The 15,413-nt window shown below is 64.5% G+C and carries 14 protein-coding genes and 1 tRNA gene; 5 read left to right on the plus strand and 10 right to left on the minus strand.

What is annotated here, in order from left to right; genetic code table 11:
• Nucleotides 1–54: 54 nt before the first annotated feature.
• The 3 genes from KZ498_RS02580 to KZ498_RS02590 are packed head-to-tail and all read right to left on the minus strand — an operon-like array spanning nt 55 to nt 2,529.
• A complete protein-coding gene (locus tag KZ498_RS02580) occupies nt 55–1,434 on the minus strand; it encodes a PQQ-dependent sugar dehydrogenase (protein WP_312616544.1) in 1,380 nt (459 codons plus the stop codon).
• A gap of 49 nt (nt 1,435–1,483) precedes the next feature.
• Nucleotides 1,484–2,098, minus strand: coding sequence for a 30S ribosomal protein S7 (locus KZ498_RS02585; RefSeq protein ID WP_312616545.1), 615 nt, complete (start codon nt 2,096–2,098; stop codon nt 1,484–1,486).
• A 2-nt stretch (nt 2,099–2,100) separates the two neighbouring features.
• A complete protein-coding gene (locus KZ498_RS02590; protein WP_004515440.1) occupies nt 2,101–2,529 on the minus strand; it encodes a 30S ribosomal protein S12 in 429 nt (142 codons plus the stop codon).
• 188 nt (nt 2,530–2,717) lie between these two features.
• Here KZ498_RS02590 and KZ498_RS02595 point away from each other — a divergent pair, with 188 nt between their 5' ends.
• Nucleotides 2,718–2,900: a hypothetical protein gene (locus KZ498_RS02595; protein ID WP_312616551.1), complete on the plus strand. Its 183-nt coding sequence runs from the start codon at nt 2,718–2,720 to the stop codon at nt 2,898–2,900.
• Nucleotides 2,901–3,005: 105 nt separating this feature from the next.
• Here KZ498_RS02595 and KZ498_RS02600 read toward each other — a convergent pair whose 3' ends face one another.
• From KZ498_RS02600 to KZ498_RS02625, 6 genes are read right to left on the minus strand one after another with little or no spacing between them, the layout of a single operon-like run.
• Nucleotides 3,006–3,431 (minus strand): NusA-like transcription termination signal-binding factor, encoded by a 426-nt coding sequence (locus tag KZ498_RS02600; RefSeq protein WP_312616553.1) that lies wholly within the window; start codon nt 3,429–3,431, stop codon nt 3,006–3,008.
• On the minus strand, nt 3,431–4,618 hold the full coding sequence (rpoA2, locus tag KZ498_RS02605) for a DNA-directed RNA polymerase subunit A'' (RefSeq protein WP_312616555.1): 1,188 nt from the start codon (nt 4,616–4,618) through the stop codon (nt 3,431–3,433). Before rpoA2 ends, KZ498_RS02600 begins: the two co-directional genes overlap by 1 nt.
• A gap of 2 nt (nt 4,619–4,620) precedes the next feature.
• Nucleotides 4,621–7,530 carry a DNA-directed RNA polymerase subunit A' gene (locus KZ498_RS02610; protein WP_312616557.1) on the minus strand — a complete coding sequence of 970 codons (2,910 nt, stop codon included), beginning with the start codon at nt 7,528–7,530 and terminating at the stop codon, nt 4,621–4,623.
• Complete coding sequence (gene rpoB / locus KZ498_RS02615; RefSeq protein ID WP_312616559.1) at nt 7,527–9,353, minus strand: DNA-directed RNA polymerase subunit B; 1,827 nt, start codon at nt 9,351–9,353, stop codon at nt 7,527–7,529. Before rpoB ends, KZ498_RS02610 begins: the two co-directional genes overlap by 4 nt.
• A gap of 1 nt (nt 9,354) precedes the next feature.
• Nucleotides 9,355–10,920, minus strand: a complete 1,566-nt coding sequence (locus KZ498_RS02620; RefSeq protein WP_312616561.1) for a DNA-directed RNA polymerase subunit B'' — start codon at nt 10,918–10,920, stop codon at nt 9,355–9,357.
• Nucleotides 10,920–11,147 (minus strand): DNA-directed RNA polymerase subunit H, encoded by a 228-nt coding sequence (locus KZ498_RS02625; protein WP_004959115.1) that lies wholly within the window; start codon nt 11,145–11,147, stop codon nt 10,920–10,922. The genes KZ498_RS02620 and KZ498_RS02625 overlap by 1 nt, the downstream gene beginning before the upstream one ends.
• Nucleotides 11,148–11,424: 277 nt before the next feature.
• Here KZ498_RS02625 and KZ498_RS02630 point away from each other — a divergent pair.
• A tRNA-Asp gene (locus KZ498_RS02630) sits at nt 11,425–11,497 on the plus strand.
• Nucleotides 11,498–11,593: 96 nt separating this feature from the next.
• On the opposite strand, the gene tnpC is transcribed toward KZ498_RS02630, so the two are convergent.
• Complete coding sequence (gene tnpC / locus KZ498_RS02635) at nt 11,594–12,958, minus strand: IS66 family transposase (RefSeq protein WP_312617341.1); 1,365 nt, start codon at nt 12,956–12,958, stop codon at nt 11,594–11,596.
• 775 nt (nt 12,959–13,733) lie between these two features.
• On the opposite strand from tnpC, the gene KZ498_RS02640 reads away from it, so the two are divergent.
• The 3 genes from KZ498_RS02640 (at nt 13,734) to KZ498_RS02650 (ending at nt 15,367) form a co-directional block, all read left to right on the plus strand.
• Nucleotides 13,734–14,387 carry a hypothetical protein gene (locus tag KZ498_RS02640; RefSeq protein ID WP_312616570.1) on the plus strand — a complete coding sequence of 218 codons (654 nt, stop codon included), beginning with the start codon at nt 13,734–13,736 and terminating at the stop codon, nt 14,385–14,387.
• A 120-nt stretch (nt 14,388–14,507) separates the two neighbouring features.
• The gene (locus KZ498_RS02645; RefSeq protein ID WP_312616572.1) at nt 14,508–14,804 is read left to right on the plus strand and encodes a winged helix-turn-helix transcriptional regulator; all 297 of its coding nucleotides are present in this window, start codon (nt 14,508–14,510) and stop codon (nt 14,802–14,804) included.
• Between the two features lie 74 nt (nt 14,805–14,878).
• Entirely contained in the window at nt 14,879–15,367 is a 489-nt protein-coding gene (locus KZ498_RS02650; protein ID WP_312616573.1) for a metallophosphoesterase family protein, read from the plus strand.
• Nucleotides 15,368–15,413 lie beyond the last annotated feature (46 nt).

The raw sequence follows: 15,413 nt of genomic DNA on the forward strand, positions 1-15,413 counted from the left end.
CCTCTCTCGTCAACCAAAATATAGCCCGTGGTTCACAGAACGCGTCCCGGCCGCTCACTCGGCCGGCACGACGCGGACGAGCACGTCGTCGCGCTCCCGCGGGAACCCGTCGCCGGCGCGCCCGTCGCGGTTCGACGTGACGAGGTACAGCCCGCCGTCGGGCCCCTGCTCGACGTGGCGGATGCGACCGAGTTCGTCGGTCAGCAGGGAGTGGGTCGTCGCGGTGTAGGCGTCGTCGGTCCAGTCGGCGTCGTACACCTCGGCGTCCTCGGCCGGTGGGGTGTCTTCGCCGGCCGGGGTCAGCGTCGTCACGAGGAGCGTCTGCCCTTTCAGCCCGCCGGTGAGCAGCCGGTTCCGCAGCGACGGAACGGCGTCGCCGGTGTAGAACAACGAGCCGGAGGGTGCCCAGCCGCCGGTGGTGCCAGTGTTGGCGAGCGGGCGGCGGACCTCGGGGTCGGCGTCGAGGTACGCCCCGTGCTCGCGGGTGTCGGGCCACCCGTAGTTGCCGCCGGCCACGAGGCGGTTGAGTTCGTCCCGCCCCGTTGGGCCGTGTTCGGAGGCGACGAGCGTCCCGTCCGGGAGCCAGGCCAGCCCCTGTGGGTTCCGGTGGCCGTAGGTGAACACCCGCGGGTCCCCGCCCAGGTCCGGGTTGCCGGGCGCGGGGTCGCCCGCGGGCGTCACGCGAAGGACCTTCCCGCCGAGCGAGTCGAGGTCCGCGGCGAGGTCGCCGACGCCGGCGTCACCGGTCGTAATCCAGAGGTGGTTTTCCGGGCCGAAGGTGAGCCGGCCGCCGTTGTGTATCTTGCTTCCCGGAATCCCGTCGACGACGACCGACTCGGTGGCGGCCGGGTCCTCGGCCGACACGTCCATGGCGACGACCCGATTGAACCGCTCGTCGTCGGTCGTCGTCGTGTAGTAGACGTACACCACCGGCGGGTCGGGGTAGGTCGGGTGTGCGGCGACGCCGAGCGTGCCGCCCTCGCCGCCGGTCACCCACCAGCCGTCGTCGCTCGATTCCGCGTCGATGGCCGCGGGCGGTTCGGCGACCGTCCGGACGGTCCCGTCCGCAAACGAGAGGACCCGACCGACCCGCTCGGTGAGAAACAGCGTTCCGTCGGCGGCAAACGAGAGGTCCCACGGGATTTCCAGGTCCTCGATGAGTGCCTCCGTCGCCAGCGGCGTGTCAGTCGGCGCCGTGGTCGGGGCCGCCCAGTCGGTGTCGGGCGACTGCGCCCGGTCGTCGCTGAGGGACACGTCGTAGCGGTCCAGCGTCCGAGCCGGGCCTGCCGTCGTTGTAACTGTGGATTTCGGGTCCGAGGAATCGGTCCGCGTCCCGGGCTCGCTGCGACAGCCGGCCAGTCCGGTCGCCCCGATACCGGCGAGCGCAGCGAGGTACTGGCGGCGAGACCCGCCGTCTCGGCTCGGTGTTCGCACAGATTCCACTGCCGAGTATGGAAGAATAAAGATGTCGGAGACAGCCGGCTTAGCGAGCGGCGGCCGCGACGCGTTCTTTCTCTTCTTTCTGGTTGACCGCGTAGGTCTGGACGTCGTCGTTGGCAGCGCCGACGAGCTGCTGTGCGAGCGCCTCGGCGGCGCTCGTGGTGGTCTTGAACGAGCCACCGTAGACGCCCTCGGCGAGGAACTTCAGGGCCTGGTCGACGCGGCGCTGGGGCGCGACGTCGACGGCCTTCGGGACCGAGATACCGCCGTATTTCAGGCGGACGGTCTCCTCCCGGGGGGCGCTGTTCTCGACGGCACTGACGAGCACCTGAATCGGGTTCTCGTCGGTGCGCTCGTGAACGATCTCGAACGCCTCGGTGACGATGGAGGTGGCAAGCTGCTTCTTGCCGGTGTTCTCGTCGGTCTGCATCAGGCGGTTGATGAGCCGCTCGACGATGCTGATCTCGCTTTTCTTGAACTGCTTGTCCGCGTGACGCCCCATCGTGTGGGCGATCGGCGTGACAGTGATGTACCGTTCGGTCGAGGGGTCGGTGTACTCGATGTCCGTAACCGTCCACTCGCCGAACAGCTTCGCGCGGGCCGTCTCCGGCTCGCTTTCCTCAGCCGCGTCAGCCTCAGATGTGTCTTCGGCACTCATGGTTATCGGACCGGTTTCTCCGCGTTCCCGCGAACGAGTTCGATGAGAGAGACGCCGTTGACCTTCTCGACCTTGTAGTTGACACCGGAGAGGTCGCCCATCGCGCGGCCCTTCGCCCCGCCGATACCCGCGATCGTGACCTCGTCGTGCTCGTCGATGAAAGAGATAGCGCCGTCACCGGGACAGAACGCGGTGACCTGCTTGCCGTTCTTGATGAGCTGGACGCGGACACACTTCCGGATCGCGGAGTTGGGCTGTTTGGCCTCGATTCCGACTTTCTCCAGTACGATACCTCGTCCCTGGGGCGCACCCTCGAGCGGGTCGGACTTCTTGCCCAGGCCGCGTTCGCGACGCGCGTAGTCAGTGTCGGACCACCGGTGCTTCTGGCGGTCCTTCTTGAGCTTGCGCGCGGCGTACTTGCCGTTCGCCATAGTAGGCACTGGTACCTTTCGGAGGTACTTAAGACTCCTCTTTCGGACTCAGCCGGTAGCGCCGGCGTGTGTGGCGTTCTGTGTCACAGACGGGGATCAAACCCGTTACGGAATTGCCTACGATAGCGCGAGGACTGGGTTTACAGCGGCGGTGACAAAGCACTCAGCGACGGCGGTCCAGGCGACGTGTGAAGCCCAACCCATCACAGCGGCACTTCCGCAACGCTCTCGACCAGGCCGGCGACCTCAGCGAACTCCTCCGGACGTTCGATGTCGAACGCGGGCCGACACACGGCGACACCGGAGCGACGCACAGCGACACCGAGGTGTACGAACACGACGCGTCGGACGTCTCGGCGGACGACGACTGAGACCGACTGTCGGGGACGCCCTGCCGAGACCGGACACGAACCGGCCCGAGCGCAGTCGCTCTCCGGTGAGGTTTCAGAGAAGCCGATGCGAGCGGGGCGCCCCGCTCAGGTCAGTTCGATACCGTCGATGTCGAAGTGGCGCTTCGCCAGCTGTCGGGCGGCGTCGATGTTCCGGCCTTCACGGCCGATGGCGGCCCCGCGGTCCTCCTGTGCCACCTCGACGTACGCGACGGTGTCGTCGTTCTGCGAGACGGTGACGTTGTAGACTGCGGCCGGTGCGAGCGCGTTGGCCACGAAGTCCTCGGCCGTCTCGGCGGCTTCGACGAGTTTGACCTCGCGACCGAGGCGCTCCTCGACGCGCTCGACCGTCTGGCCGCCCGGGCCGATGGCGTCGGCCATCTCGCCGCGCTTGACCAGATACACCACCTGGTCGTGGTCCTCGTCGACGACGCAATCCCGGACGGTGACGGCTGCCTCGTCCTCGAAGAGGGCGACCAGTCGACGCGCTTCGTCCGAGAGTTCGACCCGCATCAGTCCTGGGTCGTACCCATCCGAAGGTTGACGTCGCCGGTGCCCAGTTTGATCGGTTTGCCGACGATGACGTTCTCCGTGACGCCGTCGAGTTCGTCGACCTCGCCGTGGATGGCGGCGTCGAGCAGGTGATTGACCGTCACCTCGAAGGCTGCGCGGGCGAGCACGGAGTCCTTCGAGCCGGAGATACCGTGGCGGCCGATGGACTCGATGGTCCCCTCGTTGGTCATGATGTCCGCGACGAGCATCAGATGCCGGACGTTCACGTCGTCCAGGCCCTGCTCTTCGAGCGTGTTCATCGTCTCGTTGATGAGTGTCTCGCGGGCCGCTTCGACGCCGAGTTCCCGGTAGATCTCGTGGATGTTGTTACACGTCGTCCGGGAGGCGTCGACGCCCTCGATATCGAGCACCTCGCCGAAGTCCGACCCCTCGGTGTAGAGGACGAACTCCTCGCCGTTGTCGGTCTCCTCTTTGCGGATAACGACGCGGGTGATCTCCTCGATGCCCTTGAAGACGATCTCCCGCAGCTCCTCGACCAGTTGCAGCAGGTCGCGGTAGCTGGGTTCCTCCGGGCCGAACTCGATGACCGTGCCGGCCTGTCGGGTCGAGACGCCGAGGTTCGACTCGATGGTCTCTGCGATCTCCTCGGCGATGGCGTCCGTGTCGCTGACCGTCGGCCACCGCTCCAGCAGCGTGTCCTCGTTGAGGTCGATCTCGACGAGCATGTCCGCGACGTTCGTCGAGATGTCACCCAGCGCGAGGATGCGCGTCGCCTCGATCTTCCAGACGACCTCGTGGGCGCGCTCGCGGTCCGTGGCGTACTCCTCGTCGAGGTGGACCGTCATCATCGGCGTGTCCGGCGTCTTCCGGGCGTCCACCAGCTCGATGAGCCGTGGCAGGCCCTGGGTCACGTCGATCTCGGCGACCCCCGCGTAGTGGAACGTGTTCATCGTCATCTGCGTTCCCGGTTCGCCGATAGACTGGGCCGAGACGGTCCCGACCGGGTCAAGCGGGTCGACGCGAGTGTCGAGGTAGCGGGACTCGACGGCCTTGGCGATGCGGTCGGCGTCGTCGACGCCGACGCCCCGTTCGTCGATGGTGCTGTACACTTCGTCTTTCAGCCGTCGCGGCAGTTCGGTGTCCTCGACGACGGCCTCGATGTCTGCTGATACGTCGTTTGCTGTCATTGTTAGTCGTCACCCTCGGCCATCCACCAGTCGTCCGCGTGCTCCGAGAGGTTGGTCCGCTCGGTCCGCGTGCCGAGGAAGCTCTCTTTTTGCTTCTCGCTCTCGAACTCCTCGTTCAGGACGCTGTCGGCGATCTGCTCGACGTCGACGATGTCGCCCTCCTGGTTCGAGGACACGTCGACCGGCGACGTGCCGTCCTCACCGAACTCGAACTGGACGATAGTGTCCGAGGTGTCCCGGACGGTGCCGTCGTACTGCGTTTCGAGTTCGGACAGGGCGTTGATGAGCCGGCGCTGGAGGTAGCCGGACTTCGACGTCCGGACGGCCGTGTCGACCAGCCCCTCGCGGCCACCCATCGCGTGGAAGAAGAACTCCTTCGGGCCGAGCCCGGAGCGGTACGAGGCCTCCACGAAGCCGTGGGCGTCCGCCGACAGGTCGTTCTCCTCGAAGTGGCTGAGCGTGCGGTTCTCGTAGCCGCGGTTGATCCGTTCGCCACGGACTGCCTGCTGGCCGACACAGCCGGCCATCTGGGTCAGGTTCAGCATCGACCCACGCGCACCGGACTCGGCCATGATGACGGCCGGGTTGTCCTCGCCGAAGTGGTCCTCGGCGATGTCACCGGCGGAGTCACGGGCCTTGCCCAGCGTCTGCATGATCTTCATCTCCAGCGTCTCGTCGACGGTCCGACCGGGCAGGGATTCGAGCTCGCCGCGGTCGTAGGTCTCGATGAGCTCCTCGACGCGGTCGTACGCGCTGTCGATAGCGTCGTTGATCTGCTCTTCGGCCGCCCGTGGGATGGACTCGTCGTCGATGCTGATGGAGAACCCGAAGTGCATGATCGACCGCATCGCCAGCGCCGAGACCTCGTTGACGAGAATCCGGGCGCGGGTCCGCGAGTACTCCTTTGCGATCGTGTCGACGATTTCGCCGCCGAAGGCCCCGACGGCGTCCTCGTCGATGGTGCCGCCGGTCATCTGGCCGTCCTCGACGACGACGGTGTCGCCAGCCGAAGACGTGAACTCCAGGTTCAGGTCCTCGGGCAGCAGCTCGGAGAACAGCGAGCGGCCGGTCCAGTACTCCTCGTCGTCCTCGTCGACGCCGTCCGCCTCGGGCAGTTCGTCGATGCGGGTCGCCCGGAGCAGGTCCAGCGCCTGCGTCTCGTTGAACTTCGGATTGGTGTGGGTCAGCAGGTAGGTCCCGCTGATGTGGTCCTGAATCGCGCCGATGATGTTCTCGCCGAAGCGCGGGGAGAGCATCTGTTCCTGCACGCGCATGAGGACGCGGGCCTCGGCCCGGGCCTCCTCGTTTTGCAGGGCGTGCATGTTCATCTCGTCCCCGTCGAAGTCAGCGTTGTACGGCGGACAGACCGTCGTGTTCAGCCGGAACGTCTTGTACGGCATCACGACGACCTCGTGGGCCATGATGGACATCCGGTGCAGCGACGGCTGGCGGTTGAAGATGATGATGTCGCCGTCGACCAGATGGCGGGACACCTCCCACTCCGGTTCGACCTTCTCTGCGAGTTCCTCGCAGTTCTTCTCGGTCACCTTCAGCCGGCGGCCGTCGGGCCGCTTGACGTAGTTGGCGCCGGGGTGGGCTTCAGGCCCGTTAGAGACGTAGCGGCGGGCCTCCGCCAGGTTCCGGTCGGTGACGTTCATCGTCTGGGTCATCTCCTTGGCGACCCGGTCCGGGACGCCGACCTCGTTCAGCGAGAGCGTCGGGTCCGGCGAGATGACGGTCCGGGCGGAGAAGTTCACGCGCTTCCCGGACAGCGACCCACGGAACCGCCCCTCCTTGCCCTTCAGCCGCTGGGAGAGGGTCTTCAGCGGCCGGCCCGATCGGTGTCGCGCCGGCGGCGTCCCCGAGATCTCGTTGTCCATGAAGGTGGTGACGTGGTACTGCAGCAGTTCCCAGAGGTCCTCGATAATCAGCTGTGGCGCACCGGCCTCGCGGTTCTCCATGAACCGCTGGTTGATGCGGATGATGTCCACGAGCTTGTGGGTGAGGTCGTCCTCGGAGCGCTGGCCGTTGTCAAGCGTAATCGAGGGGCGGGCGGTGACCGGCGGCACCGGCAGCACCGTCAGAATCATCCACTCCGGTCGGGAGCGGTCCGGCTTCATGCCCAGCACTTCGATGTCCTCGTCCGGGATGTCCTCGAACCAGTCCCGGATGTCGCTTGGCATCAGCTTGTTCATGTCCTCCTCGGTCAGGTCGACCGACAGCGCCTTCTCCAGGGCGCGGCGGTCCTCCTGGCGCGGGCGGAACTCGCCGCTGAGAATCTCCTGGACGCGGCTGCTGTCGATGCCGGTCTCTTCGGAGAGCTCGATGGGCGAGATGGGGTCCTCTGCCTCTTCCATCGCGGCGGCGATCCGCTCGGGGTAGTCCGAGGCGAGGACGTCCTGCACTTCGTAGTAGGTGGTCGGCTTCTCGTGTTTGATGTCGTACTGCTTCTCGCCGCAGAACGGACAGCGGTCCTTCTTGCGGGCCTGCCGGATGGCGGCCTTGGTCACGTCGTTGAGGTCCCGACCGAGGTCCTGGGTCCGCGTCAGTCGGTCGGCGAACTCCTCGCGCTCGTGCTCGTCGAGACAGAGCCGGGAGCACTCCCGGCAGGTCCCGCGCAGGAGTCGGCGGATGAGCTTCGCGAATCCGACGTGGATGACCGGCGCGGCCAGTTCGATGTGGCCGAAGTGGCCGTTACACGACCCGCTGTGTTTCCCGCAGGTCTTGCACTCCAGGCCGGGGTCGATGACTCCGAGTCGCGGGTCCATCAGCCCCATGTCGATGGGGAAACCGTCGTCGTCGTACGTGTCGGCCGTGATCACTTTTGTGGCCGACATCTCCCGGTACTCCTCTGGGTCCATCAGCCCGAAGCTGAGCTGTCCGATCTCCTGGGGTGTCTGTTGTGAGCTCATACTGCGTCCTCCAGTTCGATCCGCGGGGCGATTCCGAGCGCCTTCATCTCATCGAGCAGGAGCTTGAACGCGTAGGACATCTCGACCTCGTGGATGTCTGTCTCCTCCTCGCAGTTCGGGCAGTAGATGCGCCGTTGCTCGACGTTCTCGACGGCGGTCATCCCACACTGCCCGCAGACGTTGATCCACTCGCGGTCGGACTCATCGAGCAGGCGCTCCTTGAGCGCCATCGCCGCACCGTGCCCGATGAGCACGTCCCGCTCCATCTCACCCACGCGCAGGCCACCCTCGCGGGCGCGCCCCTCGGTTGGCTGGCGGGTGAGTACCTGCACCGGCCCGCGCGAACGGGCGTGCAGCTTGTTCGACACCATGTGATACAGCTTCTGGTAGAAAATGTCGCCGACGAAGATCTCGGCGTCGATCTTCTCGCCGGTGACACCGGAGTACATCGTCTCCTTGCCCGACGAATCGAAGCCGTGGTCTTCGAGCGAACCACGGAGCTCCTCCTCGTCCTCGCCGGTGAAGGCGGTGCCGTCGACGCGACGGCCTTCGAGTGCGCCGACCTTCCCGCCGATCATCTCGAGGATGTGGCCGACGGTCATCCGCGACGGCAGCGCGTGCGGATTGATGATGAGGTCCGGGACGACGCCCTCCTCGGTGAAGGGCATGTCCTCCTGGGGGGCGATGTGGCCGACGACGCCCTTCTGGCCGTGCCGACTGGCGAACTTGTCCCCGAGCTCGGGGATGCGTTCGTCACGCACCGACACCTTCGAGAGCTTCGAGCCGTCCTCGCCTTCCATCAGCGTGACCGTGTCAACGACGCCGGATTCGCCCGAGCGCATCGTCACGCTCGTCTCCCGGCGCTTCTGGGGCGAGAGGCCGCCCATGTCGTCCGGCTCTTCGAGGAACCGGGGCGGGCTGGTCTTGCCCAGCAGGACGGCGTTCTCGCCGACCTTCGTCTCGGGGTTGACGAGGCCGTCGTCGTCGAGGTGCGTGTACGCTTCCTCGCCGCGAGCGCCCCGCACCTCGTCGTCGGGCATCTCGAAGCGGTCCTCCTGACCGCCGGGATAGCGTCGCTCCTCGCCCTCGTACGTGCGGAAGAAGTGCGAACGGGCGAGCGCGCGGTCGACCGACCCCTGGTTCATGACCAGCGCGTCCTCGATGTTGAACCCCTCGTAGCTCATGACGGCGACGACGAAGTTCTGTGCCGCGGGGCGGTCGTCGTAGCCGATCTGTTCGGTGGTCTGGGTCTTGACCATCGACAGCTGCGGGTAGTGCAGCAGGTGCTGGCGCGTGTCCGGGCGGATGCGGTAGTTCGCCGACGGCAGGCCCAGCGACTGCTTGATCATCCCCGACCCCATCGTGATCCGGGGCGAGGCGTTGTGTTCGGGGTAGGGAATCATCCCGGCACCGATACCGAACATCAGCTGCGGGTCGACTTCCAGGTGCGTGTGGTTCTCGGTGAGTTCGTCCTCGCTGACCCCGACCAGGATGTCCTCCTCCTCCTCGGCGTCGATGAACTCGACGAGGCCGCGCTCGACGAGTTCCTCGAACTCGAGCTCGTCGTTTTTGACCTGCTCGACCTCCTCGTCGGTCATCAGCGGCTCGCCGTCCTCGACCACCAGCAGCGGGCGGCGGGCACGGCCGGCGTCGGCGTTGATGATGACCTCTCCGGTCCGGTTCTTGACCGAGACGTTGACCATCTGGGAGACGTCCCCCCGTCGTCGTGCCTGTCGTACCTGTTCTGCGAGCTGTTCCGGGTCGGGGTGTGTGCCGACCAGACTACCGTTTACGTATACTTTGGCTTCGCGTCCCTGACTCATGTTAATCGTCCGCGGGCTGCTGTTCGATCGATTCGATACCGGGGATGCCCTGGACCCCCATCTCTGCGAGTTCCTGTTTGAGACCCTGTGGGTCCGACACGTCCTGTGACAGCTCCATCGCCTGGGCGAAGTTCTTCACCAGCCCACAGTTGGGGCCTTCAGGCGTCTCGGAGGGACAGATGCGACCCCACTGGGTCGCGTGCAGGTCCCGTGCCTCGAAGTGAGGCTGGGAGCGACTGAGCGGCGAGCGCAGTCGTCGGAGGTGTGACAGCACCCCCATGAAGTCGGTCCGGTCGACCAGCTGGCTCACGCCGGAGCGGCCGCCGACCCAGTTCCCCGTCGCAATCGGGTGTTCGAGCCGCTCGGTCAGCACGTCCGAGCGAACGACCGTCGAGACGGACAGCTGGCGGTTCCGCATGTTGGCCCGTTCCAGCTGGTACTTCACGTCCCGGGCGAGCTTGTTCAGCGCCGTCCGGAACAGGTCGGTCATCAGGTCGCCGCTGACCTTCAGCCGCTTGTTGGCGTAGTGGTCCTTGTCGTCGGATTCGCGTCGTTCGAGTGCCAGTTCGAAACACGCTTCGGCCATCCGGCAGAGGTAAAACGCCTTGTTGATACGGACTTCCTCTTCCTCGACGCCCTCCTCGTGCAGGTGCGGGAGGAGATAGCGGTCGATGACGTAGTTGGCCCGTTTGAGCTGGTAGTTCTTGCCCTGCCCGGAGGCGACACGCTTGCCCAGCGTCTCGATGGCTTCCTCGGTCGTCTGGACCTCGGCCTCCTCTAAGTTCTCCAGCATGAACTTCACGATCTCCGGGTCCTCGCTGACGCGGTGGACGATCTCCTCGTCCGATTCGAGCCCGAGCGCACGGACCAGCGTCACGAAGTCGATGCTGCCCGAGACAGAGGGGAACGAGACTTCGAGCAGCCCGTCTCGCGTCCGTTCACACAGCACCAGCGCGCGGTAGCCCCGGCGCTGGGAGAACGTCTTGGCGACCTGCACCTCGTCGCCGTACTTGGTGTCGTACTCGGCCAGAATCTTGTTCGGGGCGAGGTCCTCGCTGGTCATCAGCACCCGCTCGGAGCCGTTGACACAGAAGTAGCCACCGGGGTCTGCGGGGTCCTCGCCGATGTCGATGAGCTCCTCGTCGCTGAAGCCCGCGATGTTGCACTTGTTCGAACCGACCATGATGGGCATCCGCCCGATCTTGGTCTCGGTCCGGTCGACGACTTCCTCCGGTTCCTCCTCGCCACCGCGGACGATGGCCATCTCCATGAACACCGGCGCGGAGTAGGTGATGTTCCGAAGCCGGGCTTCCTGCGGGTACAGCAGTTCCTCGCTACCGTCGGCCTCGCGGACCCGCGGGGTGACGACGCGAACGTCGCCCAGTTCGACCCACACCGGTTCCTGCCCTTCCTTGTCACCGATATCGGTCTCGATGGTCTCTTTCTCGTCGACGACCTGCTGCATCCCCCGGTCGAGGAAGGCGTTAAACGAGCGGAAGTGGTGTTCGGCGAGCCGTTCCTTGGCGAAATATTCACGCGATATAGCGCGGCGGTCTTGTGTGTCCATTATTCTACCACCAGTCGGTACACGACGGCTTCATCCGTCGTTCTGGAGTCGCGGACGATCCGAACCACGTCACCGACTTCGGCATCGTCGGGCAGCGCCTTGTCGGTGCGCTTGATCTTCGGAAGGTCCGTCTTCTTGATTTCATACTCCGTGAGTACTGCTTCGAGGTCGTCCTCGTCGACGACACTGTGGTCTGGGACGAGGTCGTGTTGACTTACATCTACCATGTGTGTGCGTGTGCGTTTGGCCTGCTGCTGGAGAAGGTGGCTGTCACGAGATACTACAGGGCCATACCGCCGGGGTGCATATAACACTTGCCAAGTCGCTCTGCCGTGGCTATCGGACCCGCCCACTCACGTGGACTGCGGGCGTGTTTGCTCCTACCAACCACATGAATCAGGCCGGACATAGAACTTTGGGTCCCGTCACGTGCATTCATCCCAGGGCGCCTTTCTTTGGAAAGTCTTAATACCAACACCGGGATACGAAGAAATGCAGCAAGGTGCCCGGATGGTGTAGTGGCCCATCATACGACCCTGTCACGGTCGTGACGCGGGTTCAAATCCCGCTCCGGGCGTTTCTCTGAATTCAAATCGACAAGCGACGCGTTTCATCGCGTCGCTATCGCTCTATGCAGTGAATGGCTGTGAGGGATTTGAACCCTGGTACGTGTTTACCCCGATGTCTCAACGGCCGGCACAGCCTGGTCTCGTGAAATCATGTCGTTGTTTCGGGAAACTCGCTTGAGTTCGTCGTAAGGATTGCGTCCCTGCTGGCGCCACGTCGCCAGCAGGGACAGCACCGTCTCATGAACGAACATCCCGCGGTCGTTGCGGAGTGTTCCGATAAGTTTCCGGAGAACTACCGGTTCACGGAGCGCGTTTTCCGCGGCATTGTTCGTCGGAGAGACCGCTGGCTCACCGACGAAGGTGAGCCAGTGGTCGAGGCCACCTTCGATTTTTCTGATGAGTGTTGCCACTGGTCCGTCGGGAACTGAGCGCTCAATCAACGACTCAAGCTCTCTCCGTGCAACACGCTGGAGTTCTGCTCGCTCACGAATGGTCAAGTCGCTCTCCAGCCGGGTCTGGAGAGCGACGTACAACTGCTTGAGAGAGTCGTAAATCGGTTTGCCTTCTGGCTGCTTTTCAGCGGCATCTTCAGCCTCTCGCAGAATATGTGCCCAACACCGTTGGAGATTGTCGCTGAAGGCTGGATAGGCCGTCCACCCATCACAGATGACCGTTCCCGCGAAGTCCTCGCCGAGGACTTCCGCGGGAACATCGCTTCCACGACTCTCTCTAACCGCGTACAGCGTGTGGTTCCCGGTGGTGAACGTCCAGATCCATGCTTGTTCGCCGTCCCGCTTGATTCCTGTCTCATCGATATGAACAACGTCAGCCTGCTGGATTTGACGGCGAATCTGTTCGTATTCACAGCGACCGGCGCGCGCAGCGCGCTCGGTCGCGTGCCATGCGGACGCGCCTGACAACTCCAGTCCGTGCAACTGCTCGAAACGGTCTGCAATCTTCCGGTAGGGCAGGCGGTAATCGTACCTCGACAGTGCTGATTGAGCGATAACGTTCACCCCGAACTGCCCCTCATCGGGGCAGTCGGGGTGTGTAGCGACTGTCTCGGTTCCACAGGAGTCGCACTGGTAGCAGTGGCGGTTATACTGAGTGATTTCTGGCGGCTGTGGATCTGGTATCTCCTCGACGAGTCGGGGGCTGACGCCCACCGACTCGTCGAAGTGTTGGCCACACTCTGGACAGCAGTCACAGGTGACCTCAACTTCTTCGCCCGGATCAGCCGTAGAGCGCCACTCCGGGTCGTGACCATCCTTTCGTCCAGGAGTGCCGCCGTCCGTTCTGACATCGTCGTCTTCGTCGTCTTGCGAGGTCGGGGACTCGTCAGTCCCCGACCGTCGCTTACTAGGCGGTGTATGTGGATTCTCGTATTTGCGAAGGCGTGTTTCGAGTTCTTCGATCCGTTCATCCTTCTCCTCAAGCTTCTTTTCCAGATCGTTGATTCGCTCTTCCATCTGGAGAAACCGCGAGAGAAGTTCGTCTTTGCTGAGGTCATCCCAATCCACTATGACCACCTCGGTGTTACCTCAGCAGGGTCACCGGGATGGTCTCCGAGCGGAGACCATCCCTGGAGAAACTCAATCAGCCCTTGCTGAAGATGCATATCCCCTCGATTGGTCGCCTGCTACGAAGCGGTGGCGAAATTCATCGGAGCTAAACACGTACGAACCCTGGAAGTCGCAGCGCCGAACGGAGTGAGGCGACCGTCTTCCTTTGGTTCAAATCCCGCTCCGGGCGTTTCTCCGAAATTAAATCGTTAAGCGGCGTGTTTCGTCGCGCCGCGTTCTGCGTTCGCTGCGGGACTGCAAGGGATTCGAGCCCTGCCAGTCGCACACAGCGACCGAAGGCAGAGCACGTCTGGCGCCGGTTCAAATCCCACCCTCTGACGCTGTCTCTCTAACACAACTCCCCGGCGAGGCGTCTGGTCGCCAATCGATTGCGACTTGGAGGAAACATCAAAAAGGGGTTTCTGGCACGTTTTACTGACTGTCGAGCGGGTAGTAAACACCGTATACCGGACGATAATACGGCACATACTGATATCACAAGAGCAGCACAGAAGCAGACGTCCGGGGGACACCCCCCGTGGCCTGTCATAGTGTCCGTCCACCGGGGTCGGACGTGCTATCGCTTTACCCGGGCTGGCATATGTTTTGTGTTGCTTGTAAGACGTGCCGGGAAGCACCTGCCAGCGACAAACTGTTTACGAGGCCCCCCAAAAGAGGGGCCATGGAGGACGTGGATGGCGAGGAGATGCCCGGCGCGATCGTCGAGGCGTTCCTCGAACGCGAGGAGGGCGTCCGGGCGCTGCTTGAGGAACTGGAGATGCTCACTATCGAGGGCCGTCACGGGGAGGTCCGCGACCGGGTCCGCAATCTGGCCGACAGCGACGAGTCGGTGTTTTACACCGTCGCGTTCAGCCTCACCAACTCGCGGCAGTTCTTCGGCGACGTGGAGGCCCAGCTTGACGTGACCGCCGCGGACCGGCTCCGTGACCTCGCCGACACGTTTCCCGCGCTGTCCGAGCCGTTCAACATCGTCCGGACCGAGCGGGCGGACGACCGCCTCAATCCGGTGACGGACACGAGCTACGCGGTGAGTTACCACCGCGGTGTCGAGTCACCGATGGTGACCTACAGCCCGCTGTCGGGCGAGCAGGAGCTATACGAGTCCCGCGGGACACCGAGCGAGGTGTTGCGGGTCGCGTCCGACCTCACGGGCGCGACGACCGACGCCCTGGACGTGGCGATGGACAACGACTACTCGGTCAACACGGAGGAGCTGAGCGCGCTCATCGACCGCCGCGAGGAGCTGGAGACGGAGCTGAGCAAGCTCCGGGACCAGCTCGACGAGCTTCGACGGACGCCGGTCTCGGACGAGTAGGGACCGGCGGTTCAGACCTAACGCCGCGTAGCGGGAAGGGTGCAAACCCGAGTCGCAGTGCCGCAACTGGGGCGTTTATGTGTCACGGCTGTAAATGCACAGATACGATTTGCTATGGGAATGGACCGACTGGAAGATCAGATCGAGAAGGAGGGGCGGGACCTGTCGATCCTCGAAGCCGTCATCGAGAGCGGACCGATCGGTATCGTCCGCCTCGCCGAGGAGACAGGCGTCCCGAAACACAAAGTACGGTACTCGCTGCGGATGCTGGAAAACGACGAACTCGTCGAGCCGACGCCACAGGGAGCGGTCCCGGTCGACAACATCGACGAGCGGGTCGCAGCGATCAACGACGGAATCGACCGACTGGTCGAGCAGTTGGACGGACTGCGGGACGTGTTTTCGTCCACAGAGTAGCGCCGCTGGGACGAGCAGTCGGCACCCGTTTCCGTGGCACTAACCCTTTTTGAACGCCGGCACGACATGCTGGTATGGATGTCGCTCTCATCAGCGATTCGCACATCCCGTCCCGGGAACACGAGATCCCGCCGTCGTTCCGGGAGCGGATCGAGGTCGCCGACCACGTCATCCACGCCGGTGACTTCGACAGCAAGGGGGCGCTGGCTGACATCCGCCACATGGCGTCGGCACTGACCGCCGTCTCGGGCAACATCGACCCGCAGATCGGGCTGCCGGACCGGGCGACGGTCGAACTCGGGGGCGTCACGTTCGTCGTGACACACGGCACCGGGTCGCCGCGGGGCTGGGCGGACCGCGTCGCCGCTGCGGTCCGGGAGGAAACCGACGGCGGGGCCGTCGGTGTCGCCGGTCACACCCACGAGCTGACGGATACCGTCTACGAGGGCGTGCGACTCCTGAACCCCGGCAGCGTCACGGGAGCGTCGCCGGCTGACCGACCGAGCATGATGACCGCGGCAGTCGAGGACGGCACGCTCGGCGTGACCCAGCACGAACTGTAACGCGGCCTGTCGCGTGGGCCACCGGAGGTACCGGCATCCGTTGCCA

This window comes from Haloarcula sp. 1CSR25-25 (assembly GCF_032027985.1).
Lineage (GTDB): Archaea > Halobacteriota > Halobacteria > Halobacteriales > Haloarculaceae > Haloarcula.